The 17821-nt window shown below is 74.0% G+C and carries 14 protein-coding genes; 7 read left to right on the top strand and 7 right to left on the bottom strand.

Annotated features, from left to right (window positions below; all coding sequences use genetic code 11):
• The first annotated feature begins 229 nt into the window (after nucleotides 1-229).
• From ACWDXC_RS15030 to ACWDXC_RS15020, 3 genes are all read left to right on the top strand, one after another.
• Nucleotides 230-1156, top strand: a complete 927-nt coding sequence (locus ACWDXC_RS15030) for an alpha/beta hydrolase (RefSeq protein ID WP_449981760.1) — start codon at nucleotides 230-232, stop codon at nucleotides 1154-1156.
• Between the two features lie 262 nt (nucleotides 1157-1418).
• Nucleotides 1419-2561: an acyltransferase family protein gene (locus ACWDXC_RS15025; RefSeq protein ID WP_449981758.1), complete on the top strand. Its 1143-nt coding sequence runs from the start codon at nucleotides 1419-1421 to the stop codon at nucleotides 2559-2561.
• 407 nt (nucleotides 2562-2968) lie between these two features.
• Nucleotides 2969-3478 (top strand): hypothetical protein, encoded by a 510-nt coding sequence (locus tag ACWDXC_RS15020; RefSeq protein WP_449981756.1) that lies wholly within the window; start codon nucleotides 2969-2971, stop codon nucleotides 3476-3478.
• Nucleotides 3479-3754: 276 nt separating this feature from the next.
• Here ACWDXC_RS15020 and ACWDXC_RS15015 read toward each other — a convergent pair whose 3' ends face one another.
• Nucleotides 3755-3922, bottom strand: a complete 168-nt coding sequence (locus ACWDXC_RS15015; protein WP_219507301.1) for a hypothetical protein — start codon at nucleotides 3920-3922, stop codon at nucleotides 3755-3757.
• Between the two features lie 308 nt (nucleotides 3923-4230).
• Between ACWDXC_RS15015 and ACWDXC_RS15010 the strand changes: the two genes are divergently transcribed.
• Nucleotides 4231-8415 (top strand): nSTAND1 domain-containing NTPase, encoded by a 4185-nt coding sequence (locus ACWDXC_RS15010; protein ID WP_449981754.1) that lies wholly within the window; start codon nucleotides 4231-4233, stop codon nucleotides 8413-8415.
• A 5-nt stretch (nucleotides 8416-8420) separates the two neighbouring features.
• Here the strand turns inward: ACWDXC_RS15010 and ACWDXC_RS15005 are convergent, their stop codons facing one another.
• Nucleotides 8421-10814, bottom strand: a complete 2394-nt coding sequence (locus ACWDXC_RS15005; RefSeq protein ID WP_449981752.1) for a glycoside hydrolase family 3 N-terminal domain-containing protein — start codon at nucleotides 10812-10814, stop codon at nucleotides 8421-8423.
• 239 nt (nucleotides 10815-11053) lie between these two features.
• Between ACWDXC_RS15005 and ACWDXC_RS15000 the strand changes: the two genes are divergently transcribed.
• The 3 genes from ACWDXC_RS15000 to ACWDXC_RS14990 all read left to right on the top strand — a co-directional run bounded on the left by ACWDXC_RS15000 (nucleotide 11054) and on the right by ACWDXC_RS14990 (nucleotide 13002).
• Nucleotides 11054-11422, top strand: a complete 369-nt coding sequence (locus ACWDXC_RS15000; RefSeq protein ID WP_357589840.1) for a peptidase inhibitor family I36 protein — start codon at nucleotides 11054-11056, stop codon at nucleotides 11420-11422.
• 249 nt (nucleotides 11423-11671) lie between these two features.
• A complete protein-coding gene (locus tag ACWDXC_RS14995; RefSeq protein WP_219507306.1) occupies nucleotides 11672-12331 on the top strand; it encodes a lytic polysaccharide monooxygenase auxiliary activity family 9 protein in 660 nt (219 codons plus the stop codon).
• An 86-nt stretch (nucleotides 12332-12417) separates the two neighbouring features.
• On the top strand, nucleotides 12418-13002 hold the full coding sequence (locus ACWDXC_RS14990; protein WP_449981749.1) for a hypothetical protein: 585 nt from the start codon (nucleotides 12418-12420) through the stop codon (nucleotides 13000-13002).
• A 13-nt stretch (nucleotides 13003-13015) separates the two neighbouring features.
• Here the strand turns inward: ACWDXC_RS14990 and ACWDXC_RS14985 are convergent, their stop codons facing one another.
• From ACWDXC_RS14985 to ACWDXC_RS14965, 5 genes are all read right to left on the bottom strand, one after another.
• Nucleotides 13016-13450 carry a DUF2267 domain-containing protein gene (locus tag ACWDXC_RS14985; RefSeq protein WP_364170867.1) on the bottom strand — a complete coding sequence of 145 codons (435 nt, stop codon included), beginning with the start codon at nucleotides 13448-13450 and terminating at the stop codon, nucleotides 13016-13018.
• A 73-nt stretch (nucleotides 13451-13523) separates the two neighbouring features.
• A complete protein-coding gene (locus ACWDXC_RS14980; protein ID WP_449981747.1) occupies nucleotides 13524-14645 on the bottom strand; it encodes a glycosyltransferase family 4 protein in 1122 nt (373 codons plus the stop codon).
• 44 nt (nucleotides 14646-14689) lie between these two features.
• Complete coding sequence (locus tag ACWDXC_RS14975; RefSeq protein ID WP_449981745.1) at nucleotides 14690-16831, bottom strand: amylo-alpha-1,6-glucosidase; 2142 nt, start codon at nucleotides 16829-16831, stop codon at nucleotides 14690-14692.
• A 132-nt stretch (nucleotides 16832-16963) separates the two neighbouring features.
• Nucleotides 16964-17380 (bottom strand): VOC family protein, encoded by a 417-nt coding sequence (locus ACWDXC_RS14970; RefSeq protein WP_449981743.1) that lies wholly within the window; start codon nucleotides 17378-17380, stop codon nucleotides 16964-16966.
• A gap of 10 nt (nucleotides 17381-17390) precedes the next feature.
• On the bottom strand, nucleotides 17391-17765 hold the full coding sequence (locus ACWDXC_RS14965; protein ID WP_246645267.1) for a helix-turn-helix transcriptional regulator: 375 nt from the start codon (nucleotides 17763-17765) through the stop codon (nucleotides 17391-17393).
• Nucleotides 17766-17821 lie beyond the last annotated feature (56 nt).

Below are 17821 nucleotides of genomic sequence, written 5' to 3'. Positions count from 1 at the left end.
ACAATCCCGCCCGGGGGCGGGCGCCTCACCCGATGCCCGCTCAGCGGTCGCCCGGCCCGAGTCCCAGAGGCGGCACGGCCTCCGCCGGCTGGGCCCCCGTCAGGGCCGAATCCCCTGGCCGGGCCGGTGTATCGGACCACGGTCTTACTACCTGGGGCTGCCGGGGGCTCCCCGGAATGGACCCACGGTCCGATGTGGAGGGAGGCCGATCTGCGGCAACGTCGTGGGCGTGATCGACGTCAACAGGATCCGCCGCCCTCTGCTCACCGCGCTGGTCGGCGCCGCCATAGCCGTGCCGGTGCCGGGCGCCGCCCGGCCGTCCGCGGTGCCCGCGCCCGTCCCGGCCGCGCTGCCGCCGCTCACCGCGACCGCGGCGGGTCTGGCGGGCCGCTACGCCGCCGGCCGGCGGGAGGTGCTGGCGGCCGAGCGCACCGCCGCCGCCCACGGCGACCGGCGCCGGGCCGCGGCGCTGCGGGTCATGGCGGATCCTGGGCGGCGGTTCCTGGCCTTCGACGGGCGCGACGGCGGCCGGGTCGTCGAGGTGTTCGGCGATCTGGCCGCCGCCCGGCGGATCGCCGTGGTGGTGCCCGGCGCCGACACCAGCCTCGACAAGTACGGGCTGCTGCGCGGCGGCGCGACGCGGCTGGCGGAGGCGCTCGGCGACGGCGCGGCCGTGGTCACCTGGCTCGGCTACGCGACGCCCCGGACCGTCAGCCTCGACACCTTGACCACCGCCTTGGCCGACGAAGCCGCACCGGCGTTGCGGACGTTCGTACGGGAACTGGCGGGGGTCAAGCCCGGCGCGACGATCTCGCTGCTGTGCCACTCGTACGGCGCCGTGGTGTGCGGGCGGGCGGCGCCCGGGCTGGAGGTCGCCCACCTCGTCCTCTACGGCAGCCCTGGCGCGGGAGCCGACGACGTCGCGGATCTGCGCACCCGGGCCACCGTGTGGGCCGGCCGGGGCGGCGGCGACTGGATCGGCCGCGTTCCGCACCTGCCCGTCCCGTTCGGCTTCGGCCCCGACCCGGTCACGCCCGGGTTCGGCGCCCGCGTGTTCGCGGCGGGCGACGGGGGGCACAGCGACTACCTCAAGGCGGAGTCCGTGTCGCTGGCGAACATCGCCCGCATCGTCTCCGGTGAGGCTCCCCGTGCCTGACCGCCCAGGGCCGCTGCCTCGGAGCACCCGGTCCCCGGCACCAGCGGGCGTCTCCGTCTCCACCCCGCAGTCTCCGCCCCCATCGGAGAGTGCGCCTGTTGCCGGCCGGCGGTCCGGGCGGCAGGGTGGGACGCCGACCTCCGGAGGCCGTCGCCTTGGCGGGCCGGTCGTGGTGGCCCGGCGGCGGGCGTTTGGGCCTGTCCCCCGGGTCGCCGAAGACGCCGCGACCGGCCGCCGTGAGAGCCGTGGCGGGGGTGGCGGTGTGCTTCCGGCGCGGGGGGTCGTGCGGCGGATCGCCGACGCCACCCCGGCGGATCGTGACCGGGGGGTCGACGCGTTGCGGGCGCTGGCGATCCTGGGGGTGGTGCTCGGGCACTGGCTGGTGACCGCCGTGGTGGCCGACAGCGGGACGCTGCGGGTGACGAGCCCGCTCAAGCAGCTGCCGGAGCTCACCCCACTCACCTGGCTGCTGCAGACGCTGGCGGTGTTCTTCCTGGTGGCGGGCCGCGTGAGCACCCAGGGCTACGTGCGGGCGCGCGCTGCGGGCGGCACGTACACGCAGTGGCTGGGGCCGCGGCTGGCCCGGCTGTCGCGGCCGGTCGTCGTGGTGGCGGCGGTGTGGGCGGTGGCGGCCGTCGCGATGCTCGCCGCCGGGGCCGACCAGGACACCGTGTGGGCGCTGGTCAAGCTGGTGTGGTCGCCGCTGTGGTTCCTGCTGGTGCTCGCGCTGCTGACGGCGCTGACGCCGCTCGCCGCCCGGCTCAGCCCGTGGTGGCCGCTCGCCGCCGTAGCGCTGGGCGACCTCGTCCGCAAGGGGCTGGACGATCCCGCGCCCGGGTGGGTCGAAGGGGTGAACGTGATCTGCGGGTGGCTGGTCCCGTACTGCCTGGGAGCGGCCTGGGCACAGGGGCGGCCACGCGGGCGGGCGGCCAGGTGGGGGCTGCTGGCGGGCGGGGCGGTGGTGGCCGCGGGGCTGGTCGCGTGGGGTGGGTATCCGGCGGCGATGGTGGGGGTGCCGGGGGCGGCGGTGTCCAACCTGGACCCGCCTTCGCTGGCGGCGGTCGCGTTCGGGCTGGCGCAGTGCGGGGCGGCGATGCTGCTGGCCGGGCCGTTACGGCGGACGCTGCGAAGACCGCGCCTCTGGGCGGGGGTGGCGCTGGTGAACCTGGGCGCGATGACGATCTTCCTGTGGCATCAGACGGCGATGATCGCGGTCACCGCCGTCGCGCTGACGTCCGGAACGGCGGTGGCCGGACTGCACACCGTGCCGGACGGGTTCGGGTGGGTGGCGTGGCGGGTCGCGTGGCTGCCGGCCTTCGCGGCGGCACTGGCGGTGTGCGTGCTGGCCTTTCACGCGTACGAGCGCCGCCGCCCGCCCCGCCGACGCCATACCCGCCCAGACTGAGACCGCACCCTCTCGAGGTGAGGCCCCGCCGGGGTTTGGTTCCTCCGGGGTACGGGCCCATCGGGGTACGGGCCCATCGGGGGGTAAGGCCCGCCCGGGATAGCTCCCCGCCCGGGGTAACGCCCCTCTCTGCGCTGGCCCCTCCGGGGGCGAAGCCCCGTTCGGGGGTAAGACCGGTCGCGTGAAGCCCCTTCCGGCGCTCAGCCCCCTCCCGGGGGGTCAGGCCCGGGGGTAAGACCCCGTCGCCGTGAGGCCCCTTCCCGCACTCAGACCCCCTCCCGGAGGTGAGACTCCTCCCGGGGGTGAGGTTCGCCTGGGTTGTGCGTTTGATTACAAGGTCATACGGAGGATGGCGGTCTGGTCGTCGGGCGGGGAGACTGCGGGGTGTGTCGCGCCGATGGGTTTCCGTGCTGTTGCTGCTCCTGGTGACGGCGGCTTGCGGGCAGGGGGCGGCGTTGAGCGGCCCCACGATGGACCGGGTGCTCAGGCAGGGGGTGGCGCCGGATCTCATCTACCTGGTGGAGCTGCCCGGGTACGAGCTGGCCGAGCAGTCGATCGGCGTGGTCAACGAGGAGGGGTTCGGCGCGTTCTACACCTCGGCCGAGGGCGGGCAGGTTGAGTTGCGCGTCGATCGAGGCCCGTACCGGTGTGTGGGCACGTGCGAGCGGGACGGCGACGGCTGGTACGCGGTGCACGGGGGCAAGCATGAGTACGTGGCCGTGGGGGAACGTCATCACCTTCGGCTGATCGGCGACGTGGAGCGGGTCGACCGTGCGGTGCTGCGTGAGGCCGCCGAGGGCGCCCGTCCGGTCGTCACCGAGGGCACGCCGTCACCGCCGCCGGCCCCGGTGGAGCGTGGTGACCTGCCGAGCCACGGTGACATGGCGCCGCTGAACCCGACCGGCCCCGGCGGCTGATCCCCAGCCCCCGCGCCCGCCCCCGCGCCCGCGCGGTGCCCCCGCTCCCAGCGATGTGCGGCCGTGCCCGCGAACACGTAGGGCCGAAGCTGCGGGGTGGGGTCAGTTCGGCCGTTCCATCTCACGGGGTGTGATCGGTGCATTACGATTTTCCTGCCTTGTGGTGATCAAGGTTGCGGAGATCTCGGTGCCGGCGGTGTCGCCCGGGTCGTCGGCGAAGGGTGGTCTGACACTGGACGTCAGCTTCACGGGTCGCTGTCGCGTGGCCCTGGCGTGTCATCGCCTGCCCCACACCGCGCGGATCACCTCGGCGATCGCTCGCAGGATGCGGGCGCGGTCGGCCGAGGCGCATCCCCGGGTGGCCACCCAGACCATGAGGACGGCGGCCGTGGCCACGCACGCCAGGCTGACGATCGGCACCAGCACCCATTCCGCAGGGTTCATCGAGGTGTCCCTCCCGCGCTCGGCAGCCGGAGGATCGGCTGCGGTGGGTGCCAGTTCATCGTGGGGGCGGCATCCGGCCAACGGTTCCCGGACGGGCCGGATGAGGTGCCTTCCGGCCCAGGTCAGAGCCACTTCCGGCACCCATCCGGCCGGACGGTCCGGACGCGCCGGATGGGTCAGATGGGCCAGATGGGCGGGGCCGGCCAGACCGAGCGGACGGGCCGGAGGGACTAAACCGGCAGGATCGGCCGGACCCACCGGACCGGTAGGACGGGCCGGAGGGGCGGTCGTCGTGGGGGGTTGCGTGTATGGCGGGTGATGGGGAGCTGCCTGCCGCGCGGGCGGTGTTGCGGGAGGCGTTGAAGGCGCTGGAGGAGGCGGCACGGGAGCGCGCCCCGGGGCTGCGGCGTCGGGACGTGATCGACCGGGCCAACGAGCTGCTCACCGCGCAGCGGGCGGCGGCGAGGCTGACCCCGCAGACGGTCAGCGACTGGCTCACCCGGGGCAGCGCCGCCCAGGATTTCGTGCCGTTGTGGACGCTGGTCCGCGTGCTGCTGGAGCACGCCGGCAGCCCGCCCGCCTACGAGCTGAGGCACGCCTGGTGGCGCAGCCAGCACGAGCTGTGGAAGAAGCGCTGGGAGCAGGCCCGCGCCGCCGGCGTGCAGGAGCGACCGGGGCTTCGCCCGGCGGCGGGGGAAACGTGCCCGTACCCGGGGCTGCGCGCGTTCACCGGGGACGAGGCCGAGTGGTTCTTCGGGCGGGAGGCGCTGGTCAGCAGGGTCATGGACCGGCTCGAACGGTGTCTTGCCGACCGCAGCCCGCTGGCCGTCGTGGCGCCCTCGGGCGCGGGCAAGTCGTCGCTGCTGCACGCCGGGGTGCTTCCGGCGCTGGCCAGGGGGCAACTGCCCGGCTCCCGGCACTGGCCGCGACTGGTGCTCACCCCCACGGCCGATCCGTTCGGGGAGCTCGTGGCGAAGCTCGCGGCACTGACGGGGGCCGAGGAGGCGCGGGTCGCGACGGCGCTGGAGGGCTCCGCCGGGCCGGCGGCTCTGATACGCGAGCGGCTCAAGCTCCCGCCCGGCGGCAGGATCGTCCTGGTCGTCGACCAGCTGGAGGAGCTGTTCACGCTGTGCCCGGACGAGTCTGTGCGGCGCCGGTTCGTGGCCGCTCTCGCCCGCCTGACCGCGACGGCGGCGCCCAGCACGGAGCAGCCCCGCGCCGAGCAGCCCCGCGCCGAGGAGTCCGGCGTCGAGCAGCCTGGTGCCGGGCAGTCCGGCGCGGAGCAGCCCCGCGCCGAACAGCCCCGCGCCGAGCAGCCCGTCGCGTTGGGCCTGTACGGGCTGCGCGCGGACTTCTACGGCTCGTGCGCCGGTTTCTCCCATCTTCGTGACGTGCTGGCGAACCATCAGGTGTTCATCGGCGCGATGACCGGCGACGAGGTGCGCCGGGCCGTGACGGAGCCGGCCAGGCGGAGCGGCCTGTCGCTCGCGCCCGGCGTGGTCGACGTCATCCTGCGCGACCTGCGCGGCGCGGCGGGCCCGTACGAGGGCGCGTACAGGGCGGAGCGGTTGCCGCTGCTCGCGCACGCGTTGTGGGTGACGTGGCTGAACCGTAAGGGCGATGCCCTGACCCTGGAGGGCTACCACGCGTCCGGCGGCATCGACGGCGCAGTCGCGGCCAGCGCGGAGGAGCAGTTCGGGAAGCTGTCACCGGCCGCCCGGGAGGCGGCGCGGACGCTCTTCCTGGCCCTGGTCAGGGTCGGCGAGAACGGCGAGGTCACCAGCCGCCGCCGGACCCAGGAGGACCTGATGCTGGCCGCCGCCGACCCGGCGGGCGCGCAGGAAGCGGCCGAGCGGTTCACCCGCGCCCGGCTGCTCAGCCAGGGGGTGGAGCGGACGGGCGGCTCGGTCACGGTCGAGATCACCCATGAGGCGCTGCTGTGGGCTTGGCCGAAGCTGCGTGACGACTGGATCGGCCGGGGCGAGAAGGGGACGAACGCCCTGATCCGCCAGGAGGTGGAGGATGCGGCCGTCGCCTGGGAACGCGGCCGGCGCAAGGACGTCACCGCCCTGTACCGGGGCAGCAGGCTGGAGCTGGCCCGCGGCTGGGCGGCGGCGGCGAGCCGCGCGGAGGTCACGCCCCTCGTCAGGCAGTTCGTCGACGCCTCCGAACGGCACGAGCGGCGCAGCCGCCGGTTCCGGCGCGCGGCGGTGGCCACGGTGTGCGTGCTCGCGCTGATCGCCTCGGGGCTGGCCGTGTTCGCCCTCGACAAGCAGAGCGCCGCCGTCGCCGAACGCGACAACGCGATCTTCGAACGGGTCGCGGCGGAGGCCGACCGTCAGCGTGAGACCAACGGTGAGCTGGCCGCGCAGCTCGACCTGACCGCGTATCGGATGCGGCCGACGCCCGCCCTGCGCACCCGGCTGATGACGGAGGCGGGGTCCGTGCTCTCCACCGCGCTGCCGGGCCACTACCCCCATTCGCCCGTGGTCGCCTTCGGCCGGGACGGCACCCTGGCGACCGGCTCCAGGCGGCTGCGGCTCTGGAACGTCTCCGACCCGGCCCGCCCGGCTCCGCTGACCGAGGAGCTCAGCGCCGGTGAGCGGGTCTTCGTGCAGCAGCTCGCCTACAGCCCGGAAGGCGATCTGCTGGCGCGCGGCGGCTCGGACGGCACCATCCGGTTCCTGGACGTCTCCGATCCCCGGCGCCCGGTGGCGCTGTCGAACCCGGTGACCGTGTCGGAGGGCATGGTGGTGAGCCTGAGGTTCGGTCCCGACGGCCGGACCCTGGCTCTCGGCACCAGGGCGGACACCCCCGGCACCACGGCCAGCACCGTGCAGCTGTGGGACGTCGCGGATCCCCGGCGGCCCCGGCGGCTGAGCACGGTTCTGTCCCGGGAGCGCGAGGGCGTCACGTCCGTCGCGTTCAGCCCGGACGGGGCCACGCTCGTCGTCACCGGCGGCACCGGCCCGGGCGATCGGCGCAGGCTGCTGACCCGGCTGTGGGACGTGTCCGACCCGGCCCGGCCCGCCCCGCTGGGCGGCGAGCTGGGCGGGCACGCAGGCGTCGTGCACCAGGTCGCGTTCGCCCCTGACGGGCACGTGATGGCCACCGCCGGAGGCGACAACCGCGTGCTGCTCTGGGACCTCGCGGACCGGAAACGGCCGAAGGTGAGCAACACCCTGTTCCTGTCCACCACGGTGAGCGCGGTCGCCTTCAGCCCCGACGGGCGCGTGCTGGCCTCCGGCGACAACTCGGGCAGCATCTACCTCTGGAACACCGGCGCCCCGGCGCATGCCAGGACGCTCGGCCCGCCGCTGCGCGGGCACACCAGCGTCGTCAGCAGCCTGGCGTTCGACGCCACGGGAAGCAGGCTGGCCAGCGCCAGCGGCGACAGCACCGTACGGCTCTGGCGCCTGCCCCCGGCCCTGGCCGTCACGGGCGGCGGCCTGAGCGTCAACGCGCTGGCGACCACGGGCGACGGCCGCCTGCTCGCGGTGGCCTCCGGGTTCCACGTCACGCTCTGGGACGTCTCCGACCCGGCGCGCCTGACCCCGGTCGGCGCGCTTCCGCAGTCCCTGTTCGTCGTGGAGGCGCTGGCGATCAGGCAAGGGCCGGGCACGTCCGGGCAGACGATCCTGGCCACGGGCAACCGCGGCGGCTCCGTACGGCTGTGGGACGTCTCCGCGCCGGCCCGTCCGGTGGATCTCGGTGAGGCGCCCGGCAGGCAGCTCACCATGATCTCCGCGCTGGCCTTCGACGCCACCGGGCACACCCTGGCCGCCGCCTCGATGGATCTCCAGGGCGGCTACTCCGGCACGCTGCGCGCCTGGGACGTGAGCGACCCGGCCCGCCCCACCGCGCTCGGGGGCGAGCTGCGCGCGCAGCCGCTGCCGATCAAGAGCATGACGGCCGCGCCCCGGGGGCCGTACGTCTACAGCAGCGAGGTGTTCGGCACCGTCCACGTCTGGCGGACGGGCGACGGAGCCGTTCCCGCGCTGGCCGGTCAGGTGGCCACGAACCAGACACTCATCTCCCTGGACGTCAGCGCCCGCTCGCTGCTGGCCGTCGGCGGCGGGGACAACCTGGTCCGGCTGTGGGACCTGTCGCGGCCGGGCTCCCCGAAGTCCGTCGGGGAGCCGCTGCCCGCCGGTGGCGTGGTCTCCAGCGTGAGCTTCGCCCCGGACGGCAGGCTGCTCGCCAGCGGCGCGGTCGGCCAGATCCGGCTCTGGGACACCTCCGCCCCCGCCGCCGCCTCCGCCCACGGGCTCCCGGTCACCGGCCACAACGGCGCGGTCAACGCCGTCCTGTTCAGCCCGCGCGGCGACGTGCTCGTCAGCGGCGGCCAGGACGGCACCGTACGGCTCTGGCAGGCCGACCCGGAGCGCGCGTTCGCGCTCCTGTGCGGGTCGACGGGTCACGCGATGACGCCGGAGCTGTGGAGGAAGTACGTGTCACCGGTCCTGGACTACGACCCGCCCTGCGGCGGGTAGCCGGGTCAGGAGGCGCAGGTGTAGGCGGAGGGCAGGGCGGCGTCGGCGGAGGGGCGGGTGGCCTGGAAGCCGAACGACGTGGTCGCGCCCGGGCCCAGTGTGGCGTTGTGCGCGGCGTTGCGCAGGGTGACCGTCTGCCCGCTGGTGGCGGGGACGGCGTTCCAGTGGCCGGTGATGCGGTGGCCGGGCGGCAGGGTGAGGGTGACGCTCCAGCCGTTGAGCGGGGCGATGCCGGTGTTGGTGACGTTCGCCTGGACGACGTAGCCGGTGTCCCACTGGCTCTGCACGGCCGGGGTGACCGAGCAGCCGCCGCCTCCCGAGGGTTCGGTGGTGACGGTGACCGTGGCGGAGCGTGGTGACCGGTTGCCGGCGGCGTCGCGGGCGTAGACGGCGAAGGTGTGGGCGGTGGCGGGGGCGAGTCCGGTGAGGGTGGCCGTGGCGGCGGCGGTGGTGGCCACGGCCGACTCGGCGGTGCCCTGGACGCGCACCACGTCGTACGCGGTCACCGCCACGTCGTCGGTGGAGGCGGCCCAGGTCAGGGTCGCCGAGGAGGAGGTGACGGCGGAGGCGGCCGGGGCGCCGGGAGCGGTGGGCGGGTCGGTGTCCTCGCCGGCCGGCTCGTAGGTGAGGCCGAACCCGTACGGGAACAGCGGCGTCTTGCCGTCGCCGGCGTTGATGGGCTGCTGGGAGGAGCTGCTCATCCACGTGAACGGCAGTTTGCCGGTGGGCTGGACGGCGCCGAACAGCACGTCGGCCACGCCGTTCCCCTCGGTGCCGGGGAGCCAGGCGGCGACCAGGCCGTCCCAGCCGGACAGGTGCGCGGCGACGTCGAGCGGGCGGCCGGAGACGAGCACGACGACGACCGGGACGCCGGCGGCGCGCAGGGTGGCGATCGTGTTGAGGTCCTCGGAGTCCAGGCCGAGGCCGCCGGGCCGGTCGCCGTCGCCCTCGGCGTACGGGGGCTCGCCGACGACGGCGACGGCGACGTCGTAGGAGCCGTCGACGCCGCGGCCGTCGCGGCTGTAGGCGACGGTGGCGCCGGTGTCCCTGATGCCGTCCAGGATCGTGGTGCCGGGGGTGATGTCGCCGGGCGAGCCCTGCCAGGAGATGGTCCAGCCGCCGCTCTGGTAGCCGATGTCGTCGGCGCTCTTGCCGGCGACGAAGATCCGGCCGTCGCGGGGCAGCGGCAGCACGCCGCCGCTGTTCTTGAGCACGACCTGGGACTTGGCGACGGCCTCGCGGGCCAGGGCGCGGTGGGCGGCGCTGCCGACGGTGGCGGTGTAGGACCGGTCGGTGAGGGGCTTCTCGAACAGGCCCTGCTCGAACTTCTTGGTCAGGACGCGGCGTACGGCGTCGTCGATCCGCGTCTGCGGGACCCGTCCGGCCTGGGTCTCGGCGCGCAGCAGGTCGATGAAGCGCCGCCAGTCGGTGGGGACCATCACCATGTCGATCCCGGCGTTGATCGCGGTGCGCACGTCCTGGGCGGACAGGCCGGGGGCGCCGTCGATCTGGTCGACGCCGTTCCAGTCGGACACGACGAATCCGGAGAAGCCGAGCTCGCCCTTGAGCACGGTGGTGATCAGGTACTGGTGGCCGTGCACCTTGACGCCGTTCCAGCTGCTGAAGGAGATCATGACGGAGCCGACGCCGCGGGCGATCGCGGCCTCGAAGGGCGGCAGGTGCACGGCCCGCAGCTCGCTCTCGCTCAGCCGGGTGTCGCCCTGGTCGTCGCCGCCCGCGGTGCCGCCGTCGCCGAGGTAGTGCTTGGCGGTGGCGAGCACGGAGGCGGGGCCGTCCTGCAGGCCGGTGACGAGCGTGGCCATCGCGGCGGGCAGTTCGGGCGTCTCGCCGAAGGACTCGTACGTCCTGCCCCACCGGTCATCGCGGGCGACGCAGAGGCAGGGGGCGAAGTTCCAGTCGACACCGGTGCCGGTGACCTCCTCGGCGACGGCCCGGCCGATGCGTTCGACGAGGGCGGGGTCGCGGGTGGCGCCGAGTCCGGCGTTGTGCGGGAAGATCGTGGCGCCGTGGACGTTGTTGTGCCCGTGCACGGCGTCGACCCCGTACAGGATGGGGATGCCGAGCGGGGTGGCGAGTGCGGCGTTCTGGAACCTGTCGTACATGTCGGCCCAGGAGGCGGCGGTGTTGGGCGAGGGCGCGGAGCCGCCGCCGGACAGGACGGAGCCGAGCCGGTAGGCGGTGATGTCGGCGGCGCTGACGGAGCCGCGTTCGGCCTGGGTCATCTGGCCGAGCTTCTCGTCGAGCGACATGCGGGACATGAGGTCGGCGACCCGGGTGGCGACGGGCAGCGCGGGGTCCTTGTAGGGGGGATCGGCGGCGGTGGGGACCGCCATGCCGGCGGCGACGAGCAGGGTCACGACGGCCCGGTGGATGCGCACGGCCTCCGCCTCCTCAGTGTTGGGAGCGCTCCCACGGTAGGCCGTCCCCACCGGCTGCCGCCATCACCGGAGCACCCGCATGGCCTCCCACCAGGGCGGTTTCGGTGAAATTTTCACGCGGCGGAATTAGCGGACGATCACCCCTTCCCGCGCAAGATCGGGCGAGGTATGTTCGAGCCGTTCCGAAGAAAAGTTTCACCCATGGAGGAATGGTGGGCAAGAAGCTTCAATTGCTGGCTGTGCCGATCGCGGCTTTCGCGATGGCCTCCCTGATGAGCGCTCCCGCCCAGGCTGCCGAAGGGTACGACCGGTGCCAGGTGGGGAACTACTGCATGTTCTCCGGCCTCGACGGCACCGGTGACATCATCCAGATCACCAGCGACACGCCCGACCTGGCCGTCCTGGGCATGGCCGACCGCGCCAAGTCCGACTGGAACCGGACGAGCACCAGGGTCCACCTCTACTCCGAGGCGAACTGGGGCGGCTGCACCGCCACCACCAGCGCCGGCGGCAAGGGCAACTTCTACATCGACTACCGCGACTTCTTCGACGGCGTCCGCTTCGGCGGCCCGAACGGCCCGTCCTGCTACGTCCCGCCCGAGTCCTGATCCGACCCTCTCCGGAGCCCCCCGCCCGCCCGGGCGGGGGGCTCCGCCGTCTCCGGGCCGCCGGACGGTGAAACTTTCAACCGGATCACCGTACGCCTTTGCGCTGCTCGCCTCGCTGATCACGGCCGCCCGACAGGTGGCTTACAGGGTCAGTCAGTTGTTGACAGCACCCCGGTCAGATAGCGTCCCCCTCAACCCACGCGGGAGCGCTCCCCCGGAACCCCTGACCGGAACACGGAGACCGCCACCATGCCCCACGGCAAGACTCACTGGGCCCTGCGCGCCGCAGTCGTGCTGCTGTCCGTAGCCCTGCTCAACGTCGTCCCCCTCGCCGGCGGCGCCTCGGCACACGGATCGGTCGTCGATCCCGCCTCGCGCAACTACGGCTGCTGGCAGCGCTGGGGCTCCGACTTCCAGAACCCGGCCATGCAGCAGCAGGACCCGATGTGCTGGCAGGCCTGGCAGGACAACCCCAACGCCATGTGGAACTGGAACGGGCTCTACCGCAACAACGTCGGCGGCAACCACCAGGCCGCCGTCCCCAACGGCCAGCTGTGCAGCGGCGGCCTCACCGAGGGCGCCCGCTACCGCTCCCTCGACACGCCCGGCCCGTGGAAGACGACGAGCCTCGGCGGCACCTTCACCATCAACCTGTACGACCAGGCCAGCCACGGCGCCGACTACATCCGCGTCTACCTCACCCGCCAGGGCTACGACGCCACGACCACGCCCCTCGGCTGGAACCACCTGGAGCTCATCCGTGAGACGCCCCGCTACGCGCCCAGCCAGAACTACGTCATCAGCAACCTGAGCGCCTCCGGCCGCACCGGCCGCCACGTGATCTACACGGTGTGGAAGGCCTCGCACATGGACCAGACGTACTACATCTGCAGCGACGTCACCTTCTGACGGCGCCGACGTCTGGTGTCGGCCGGGCGTCCCGGGCCAGCGCGTCATACGCGGCGAAACCGGGACGCCCGTCTTACTGTGGGTACATGACTGATCACCCGCCGCAGGAGCCGGTCGACATGGCGGCGTGCGTCATCGGCGAGTGCGCGCGCTTCGGCGCCCGGCTGCGCACGCTGACCGGGCAGCTCGAGTTCGCGCCCGCGCCCGCCACCGACCGCGAGGAGCTGCAGCAGGCCGTGGCCTACATCCACGCCGCGCTCGCCGATCTGCTGGCCGCGCTGCAGCCGATCCATCACGAGGACCTGCGGCGCATCCTCAGCGACCGGGAGATGGGGCTGGTCCGCTGCCTCGACGGCTGCACCCCGCCCCGGGACGCGACGGGCGCCGAGGTGGGGGCCTGCGGCGGGTGCGGCGGCGGCGCGTGCCGCAGTTGCGGGCACCCGGTGCCGCCCGACGGCCCGGCCCTGTGCTGGCGCTGCGTCGCCTCACCCGAACAGCCGGACCCGCTGCGGCCCGGCGCCGTGAGGACGGACCCCGTACGGACCGGCTCCGTACAGACTGAAGGCGCCCCACCCGGGAACACGCCTGGGACCGCACCCGAAACCGCACGGCCTGAGGCCGCGCGGTTGCACATCCCGGCCGGCGACCTGCCGTGGGTGGCGACGGCCTGAGAGCCGCGCCGCGTCAGCCGCCGTGATGGGTGGCGCCGTGATGGATGGCGCCCTGGCTGCCCGAGGTGACGAGGTCGCGCAGGTCCTCGGGGAGGCTGTCGCGCACCTTGTTCATGATGCCGCCCTGCGTCGCCTGGCCGGTCACCTCCAGCACCACCCGCGCGAGGTAGAGGGCGCGGGGCTCGTCGACGCCCGCCCTGGCGGCGACGCGCTGGACGAATTCGTGGCGGCCGAAGTGCTCGCCGGTGCCGAGGCCGCCGTAGACCTCGGTGCGCCGCAGGTTCTCGCCGATCTCATGGGGCAGCTGGGCGGCGAGCTTGTCCGCCAGGCCCTCCGGGACGCGTTCGCCCAGGGTCTCCAGCGTCGCCCGGCTGGCGCGTTCGGCCTTGTCGCGCCCGCCGAGGTGGGCGCGGGCCTGTACCTGTCCGATGAACTCGTCGTGTCTCATGGCTCCTCCTCACCCTCCTGGGTCGGCTACCCCTCGACCGAAAACGACAAACCACTACAAATCGGGCGCGATGCTAGCCCGAGGTCAGGTTCTTGTACGGGTCGGGCCGCCCGCCGGTGGCCGAGCGCAGGAGCTGCCGGTAGACGCGCTCGTACCCGTCGACCATCACGCCGACGCCGAACGCCCGCTCCACGTGCCGGCGGCAGTCGCCCGGGTCGAGCGAACCCGCCGCCTCGATGGCGGCGGGCAGCTCCTCCGGCGAGCCGAGCACGAAGCCGGTGACGCGGTCGACGACGAGCTCCGGCACCGAGCCCCGGGCCAGCGCCACCACCGGCGTGCCGCACGCCATCGCCTCGATCACCACCATGCCGAACGGCTCCTCCCACTGGATGGGGAAGACCAGGCAGCGGGCGGCGGCCAGCAGCTCACGCTTGTGCGCGGCGCCCGCCTCGCCGACGTAGACGGCGTCCGGGCCGAGCCTGGGTCGCACGTGCTCGTCGAAGTAGGCCCGCTCGACCTCCTCGGTGAGCTTGCCGGCCAGCACGATGCGCCGCCCGGCCGCGCGGGCGGCGTCGATCGCCAGGTGCGCGCCCTTGTCGTCGCCGAAGCGGCCGAGCCACAGCACCCACTCCTGCTTCCTCTCGCGGTACGGGAACGAGCCCGTGTCCAGGGCGTTGTGCACGGTCCCGGCCCAGTTCAGGTCAGGCGCGAGCGCCCGCTGGGCGTGGGAGATCGCCACGAGCGGGCTGCCGAGCGCCCGGTAGTACTCGCCGTACTCGCCGTCGGAGCGGGTGTGGCAGGTGACCACGGTGGGAATGGCGCGGGCGGCGGCCGTCAGCGGCCCGGTGAGCGAGTGGTCGTGCACCACGTCGGCCTCGAGCGCCGACAGCATCCGCTGGGCGCAGGCCGCGTGCAGCACCTCCGGCAGCACGGTGCCGATCCGCGCCGACGGCGGCTCCCGGTAGGTGCGCAGGAAGCGCGCGGGCACGCCGCCGCGGCCGGCGGCGATCAGCGTCACGTCGTGGCCGCGCCCGGCCAGGCCGGTGATCAGGTCGGCCAGCATCGCCTCGATGCCGCCGTACGCCTTCGGGGGCACCTCCTGCCACGGCGGCGCGACCATCACGATGCGCAAACCCGCCGCCGTACCCGCGCGCCACCGCACCCGCTGTGGCGCGAGATCGATCAATGAGCCCATGCCGAGCCCCCTCCCCGCAAGGCTGCGCTGAGTGCTACCCCAGGTCAGCGCCTGCACACGGTGCTGATGGGTGGACGCGGCTCGCCGATCAGCTCGATGCCGTCCGGCAGGCCGGTGACGGTGGCGGACCGGCCGCCGTCCGCGGTCTCGATGTCCAGGCGCGCCCCCGCGATGGGCAGCCCGGAGATGCGCACGTCGCCCAGGCCCTCGGGGAAGGCCGGCGCGATCCAGATCTTGCCGGCCGGGATCCACGGGTCCAGCCGCAGCAGGCAGCGCACCAGGTGGATGGGGGCGGCCGCCGCCCACGCCTGCGGCGAGCAGGAGGTCGGGAACGGCACCGGCTGGGCGAACTCCGCCCGGTCGAAGCCGCAGAACAGCTCCGGCAGCCGGCCGCCGAGCTCCTGCGCGGCGTCGAGCAGCCCGGCGGCCAGCCGCTGGGCCTCCTCGGTGAAGCCGTAGCTCATCAGCCCGGCGGCGACGATCGCGCTGTCGTGCGGCCACACCGAGCCGTTGTGGTAGCTCATCGGGTTGTAGGCGCCCATCGAGGAGGCCAGCGTGCGCACGCCGTAGCCGGTGAACATCTCCGGCGACATCAGGTGCGCGGCCACCGACGCGGCCCGGTCCTGGTCGACGATGCCGGTCCACAGGCAGTGGCCCATGTTGGAGCCGAGCCCGTCGATGGGCTGCCCGGAGCCGTCGAGCCCCATCGCGTAGTAGCCGCGGCCGGGCAGCCAGAAGCGCTCGTTGAACCGGGCGCGGATCTCGTCGGCCCGCTCCAGGCAGCGCCGCTCGGTCTCGGCGTCACCGAAGGCGTTGGCGAAGTGGGCGCGGGCGACGTGCGCGGCGTACACGTACCCCTGCACCTCGGCCAGCGCGATCGGCGGGCGGGCGACGGTCCCGTCGGCGAAGGTGATGCCGTCGAAGGAGTCCTTCCAGCCCTGGTTGATCAGCCCGTGGTCGGTCTTGCGCTGGTACCAGAGCAGGCCGTCGGGGCCGCCGTAGCGCTCGATCCAGCCGAGCGCGGCGTCGGCGTGCGGCAGCAGCTCCTCGACGGCGTCGGGGTGCAGGCCCCAGCGGCGCAGCTCGCCCAGCAGCATGACGAACAGCGGGGTGGCGTCGACGGACCCGTAGTACGCCTGGCCGCCGTCCGCGGGGGCGCCGCCGCCCACGCCGTAGCGCAGCTCGTGCATGATCTTGCCGGGCTCCTCCTCGGTCAGCGGGTCGACCTTGGCGCCCTGCAGGCGGGCGAGCCTGCGCAGCGTGCCGAGCGCGAGGGACTGGTCGAGCGGCAGCGACATCCACGAGGTCAGCAGCGAGTCGCGGCCGAACAGCGTCATGTACCAGGGCGCGCCCGCGGCGATCGCCGGCGGGTCCTCGGGATGGTCCGGGTCGAACAGCCGCAGGCTGCCGAGATCCTGGCGGGAGCGGCGCAGCACCTCGTTCAGGCCCTTGTTCGCGGTGCGCAGGGCCGGGCCGCGGCGGGTCCAGTCGGCCAGCCGCCTGGCCGGGCCGGCGTGCTCGATCGCGTGGCTGGCGGGGAACCAGGCCGACGTCTCCACCCCTTCGATGATCGGGTTGACGAGGATCGTGGCCCGCCACTCCCCGCGCGCCGGGACGACCACGCGGAAGGCCAGCAGCCCCGGCGCCGCCGTCACCCCCACGTCCGCGGGCTCCACCACGACCCTGGCGCCGCGCGCCCGGCTCGCCGAGAAGATGTGCAGCCCCGCCCCCTGCGGCGTCATCTCCACGTCGGTGGCGTGGCGCACCCGTTCGGCCTTCACCTCGAACAGGTCGGCCACGTCGGAGCCCAGGTTGACGGAGACGGCGCAGCCGATCGGCTCGTCCGACAGGTTGCGCAGCGTCAGGTCCTCGCGCAGGCCGCCGCCGACGTAGCGGTCGCGCACCACCAGCAGCGTGCTCTCCACCCGCCCCGGGCGCGGTCCGGCCTTGCCGAGGAACGTGGCGTGGTACGGCTCCGACGGGATCACCTGCAGCGCCTCGACGGGCACGTCGTCCACCCGCAGCTCCAGCCACGACAGCAGCCGCGTGTCGGCGTGGTAGACGCCCTGCGCCTGGCCCGGCAGGATGTCGCCGCCCCGGGAGCACACGCAGAACGACGGCCCCTCGACCAGCGTCACCGTGTCGCCCAGCGCCCCCGGCTGCCCCTCAAAGGTCCACGCGTTCACCCTCGTGCCCCCTCCGCTCCTGCGCAGGCACGTTACCCACGCTCGGACGGGCCACGCGGCGCAGGCGGAACCATTGCCATGACCGGCGCAAATACCGGCAATACGGCAGGCGCTACGGCGGGGCGCCCGGGGTCAGCGGGCGAGCGGCTGGTTGACGCGCACCAGGTTGCCCGCCGGGTCGCGGAAGGCGCAGTCGCGGACCCCGTACGGCTGGTCGACCGGCTCCTGCAGCACCTCGCCGCCCGCCGCCCGGACCCGCTCGAACATGGCGTCGCAGTCGTCGGTCTCGAAGATCGCGGCACGCAGCAGGCCCTTGGCCAGCAGGGCGGCGATGGCCTCCCGGTCGGCGGGCGAGGCGCCGGGGTCGGTGACGGCCGGTTCGAGCACGATGTCGACGTCCGGCTGCGACGCCGCGCCCACGGTCACCCAGCGCATCCCCTCGAACTCCACGTCGGCGCGGACCTCCAGGCCGAGGGCGTCGCGGTAGAACGCCAGCGCCTTGTCGTGGTCGTCGACGGCGATGAAGCACTGCGAAAGCCTGATGTCCATGCCTGCCACACTACGGGCGGGAGGTGCGCTTCGAATCGGCGTTTCGGATCGGGCGGGTGTAGATCTTCGCCACGCAGGCCGGGATGGCGGCGCCCTCGTCGTGGGCGCGGGCGCGGTAGGCGCTCGGCGTCTCGCCGACCAGCTCGGTGAACCGCGAGCTGAACGAGCCCAGCGACGTACAGCCGACGGCGAAGCAGACCTCCGTCACCGTCAGGTCGCCCCGCCGCAGCAGCGCCTTGGCCCGCTCGATCCGGCGCGTCATCAGATAGCTGTAGGGCGTCTCGCCGAAGGCCGCGCGGAAGCTGCGCGAGAAGTGGCCGGGCGACATGAGGGCCACGCGGGCCAGCGCCTGCACGTCGAGCGGCTCGGCGTAGTCGCGGTCCATCGCGTCGCGGGCCCGGCGCAGCCGGACCAGGTCCTCCAGCGTCACCCCACCAGCAT

The organism is Nonomuraea sp. NPDC003214 (assembly GCF_053590035.1).
Note: the sequence above shows the minus strand (reverse complement) of the source record. Positions and strands in the feature narration are given on the sequence as shown.

Coding starts and splice junctions, on each gene's coding strand:
- ACWDXC_RS15015 (WP_219507301.1), bottom strand. CDS start 3,922: ATGAACCCTGCGGAATGGGTGCTGGTGCCGATCGTCAGCCTGGCGTGC.
- ACWDXC_RS15010 (WP_449981754.1), top strand. CDS start 4,231: ATGGCGGGTGATGGGGAGCTGCCTGCCGCGCGGGCGGTGTTGCGGGAG.
- ACWDXC_RS14995 (WP_219507306.1), top strand. CDS start 11,672: ATGCCCCACGGCAAGACTCACTGGGCCCTGCGCGCCGCAGTCGTGCTG.
- ACWDXC_RS14990 (WP_449981749.1), top strand. CDS start 12,418: ATGACTGATCACCCGCCGCAGGAGCCGGTCGACATGGCGGCGTGCGTC.
- ACWDXC_RS14985 (WP_364170867.1), bottom strand. CDS start 13,450: ATGAGACACGACGAGTTCATCGGACAGGTACAGGCCCGCGCCCACCTC.
- ACWDXC_RS14980 (WP_449981747.1), bottom strand. CDS start 14,645: ATGGGCTCATTGATCGATCTCGCGCCACAGCGGGTGCGGTGGCGCGCG.
- ACWDXC_RS14970 (WP_449981743.1), bottom strand. CDS start 17,380: ATGGACATCAGGCTTTCGCAGTGCTTCATCGCCGTCGACGACCACGAC.
- ACWDXC_RS14965 (WP_246645267.1), bottom strand. CDS start 17,765: ATGGACCGCGACTACGCCGAGCCGCTCGACGTGCAGGCGCTGGCCCGC.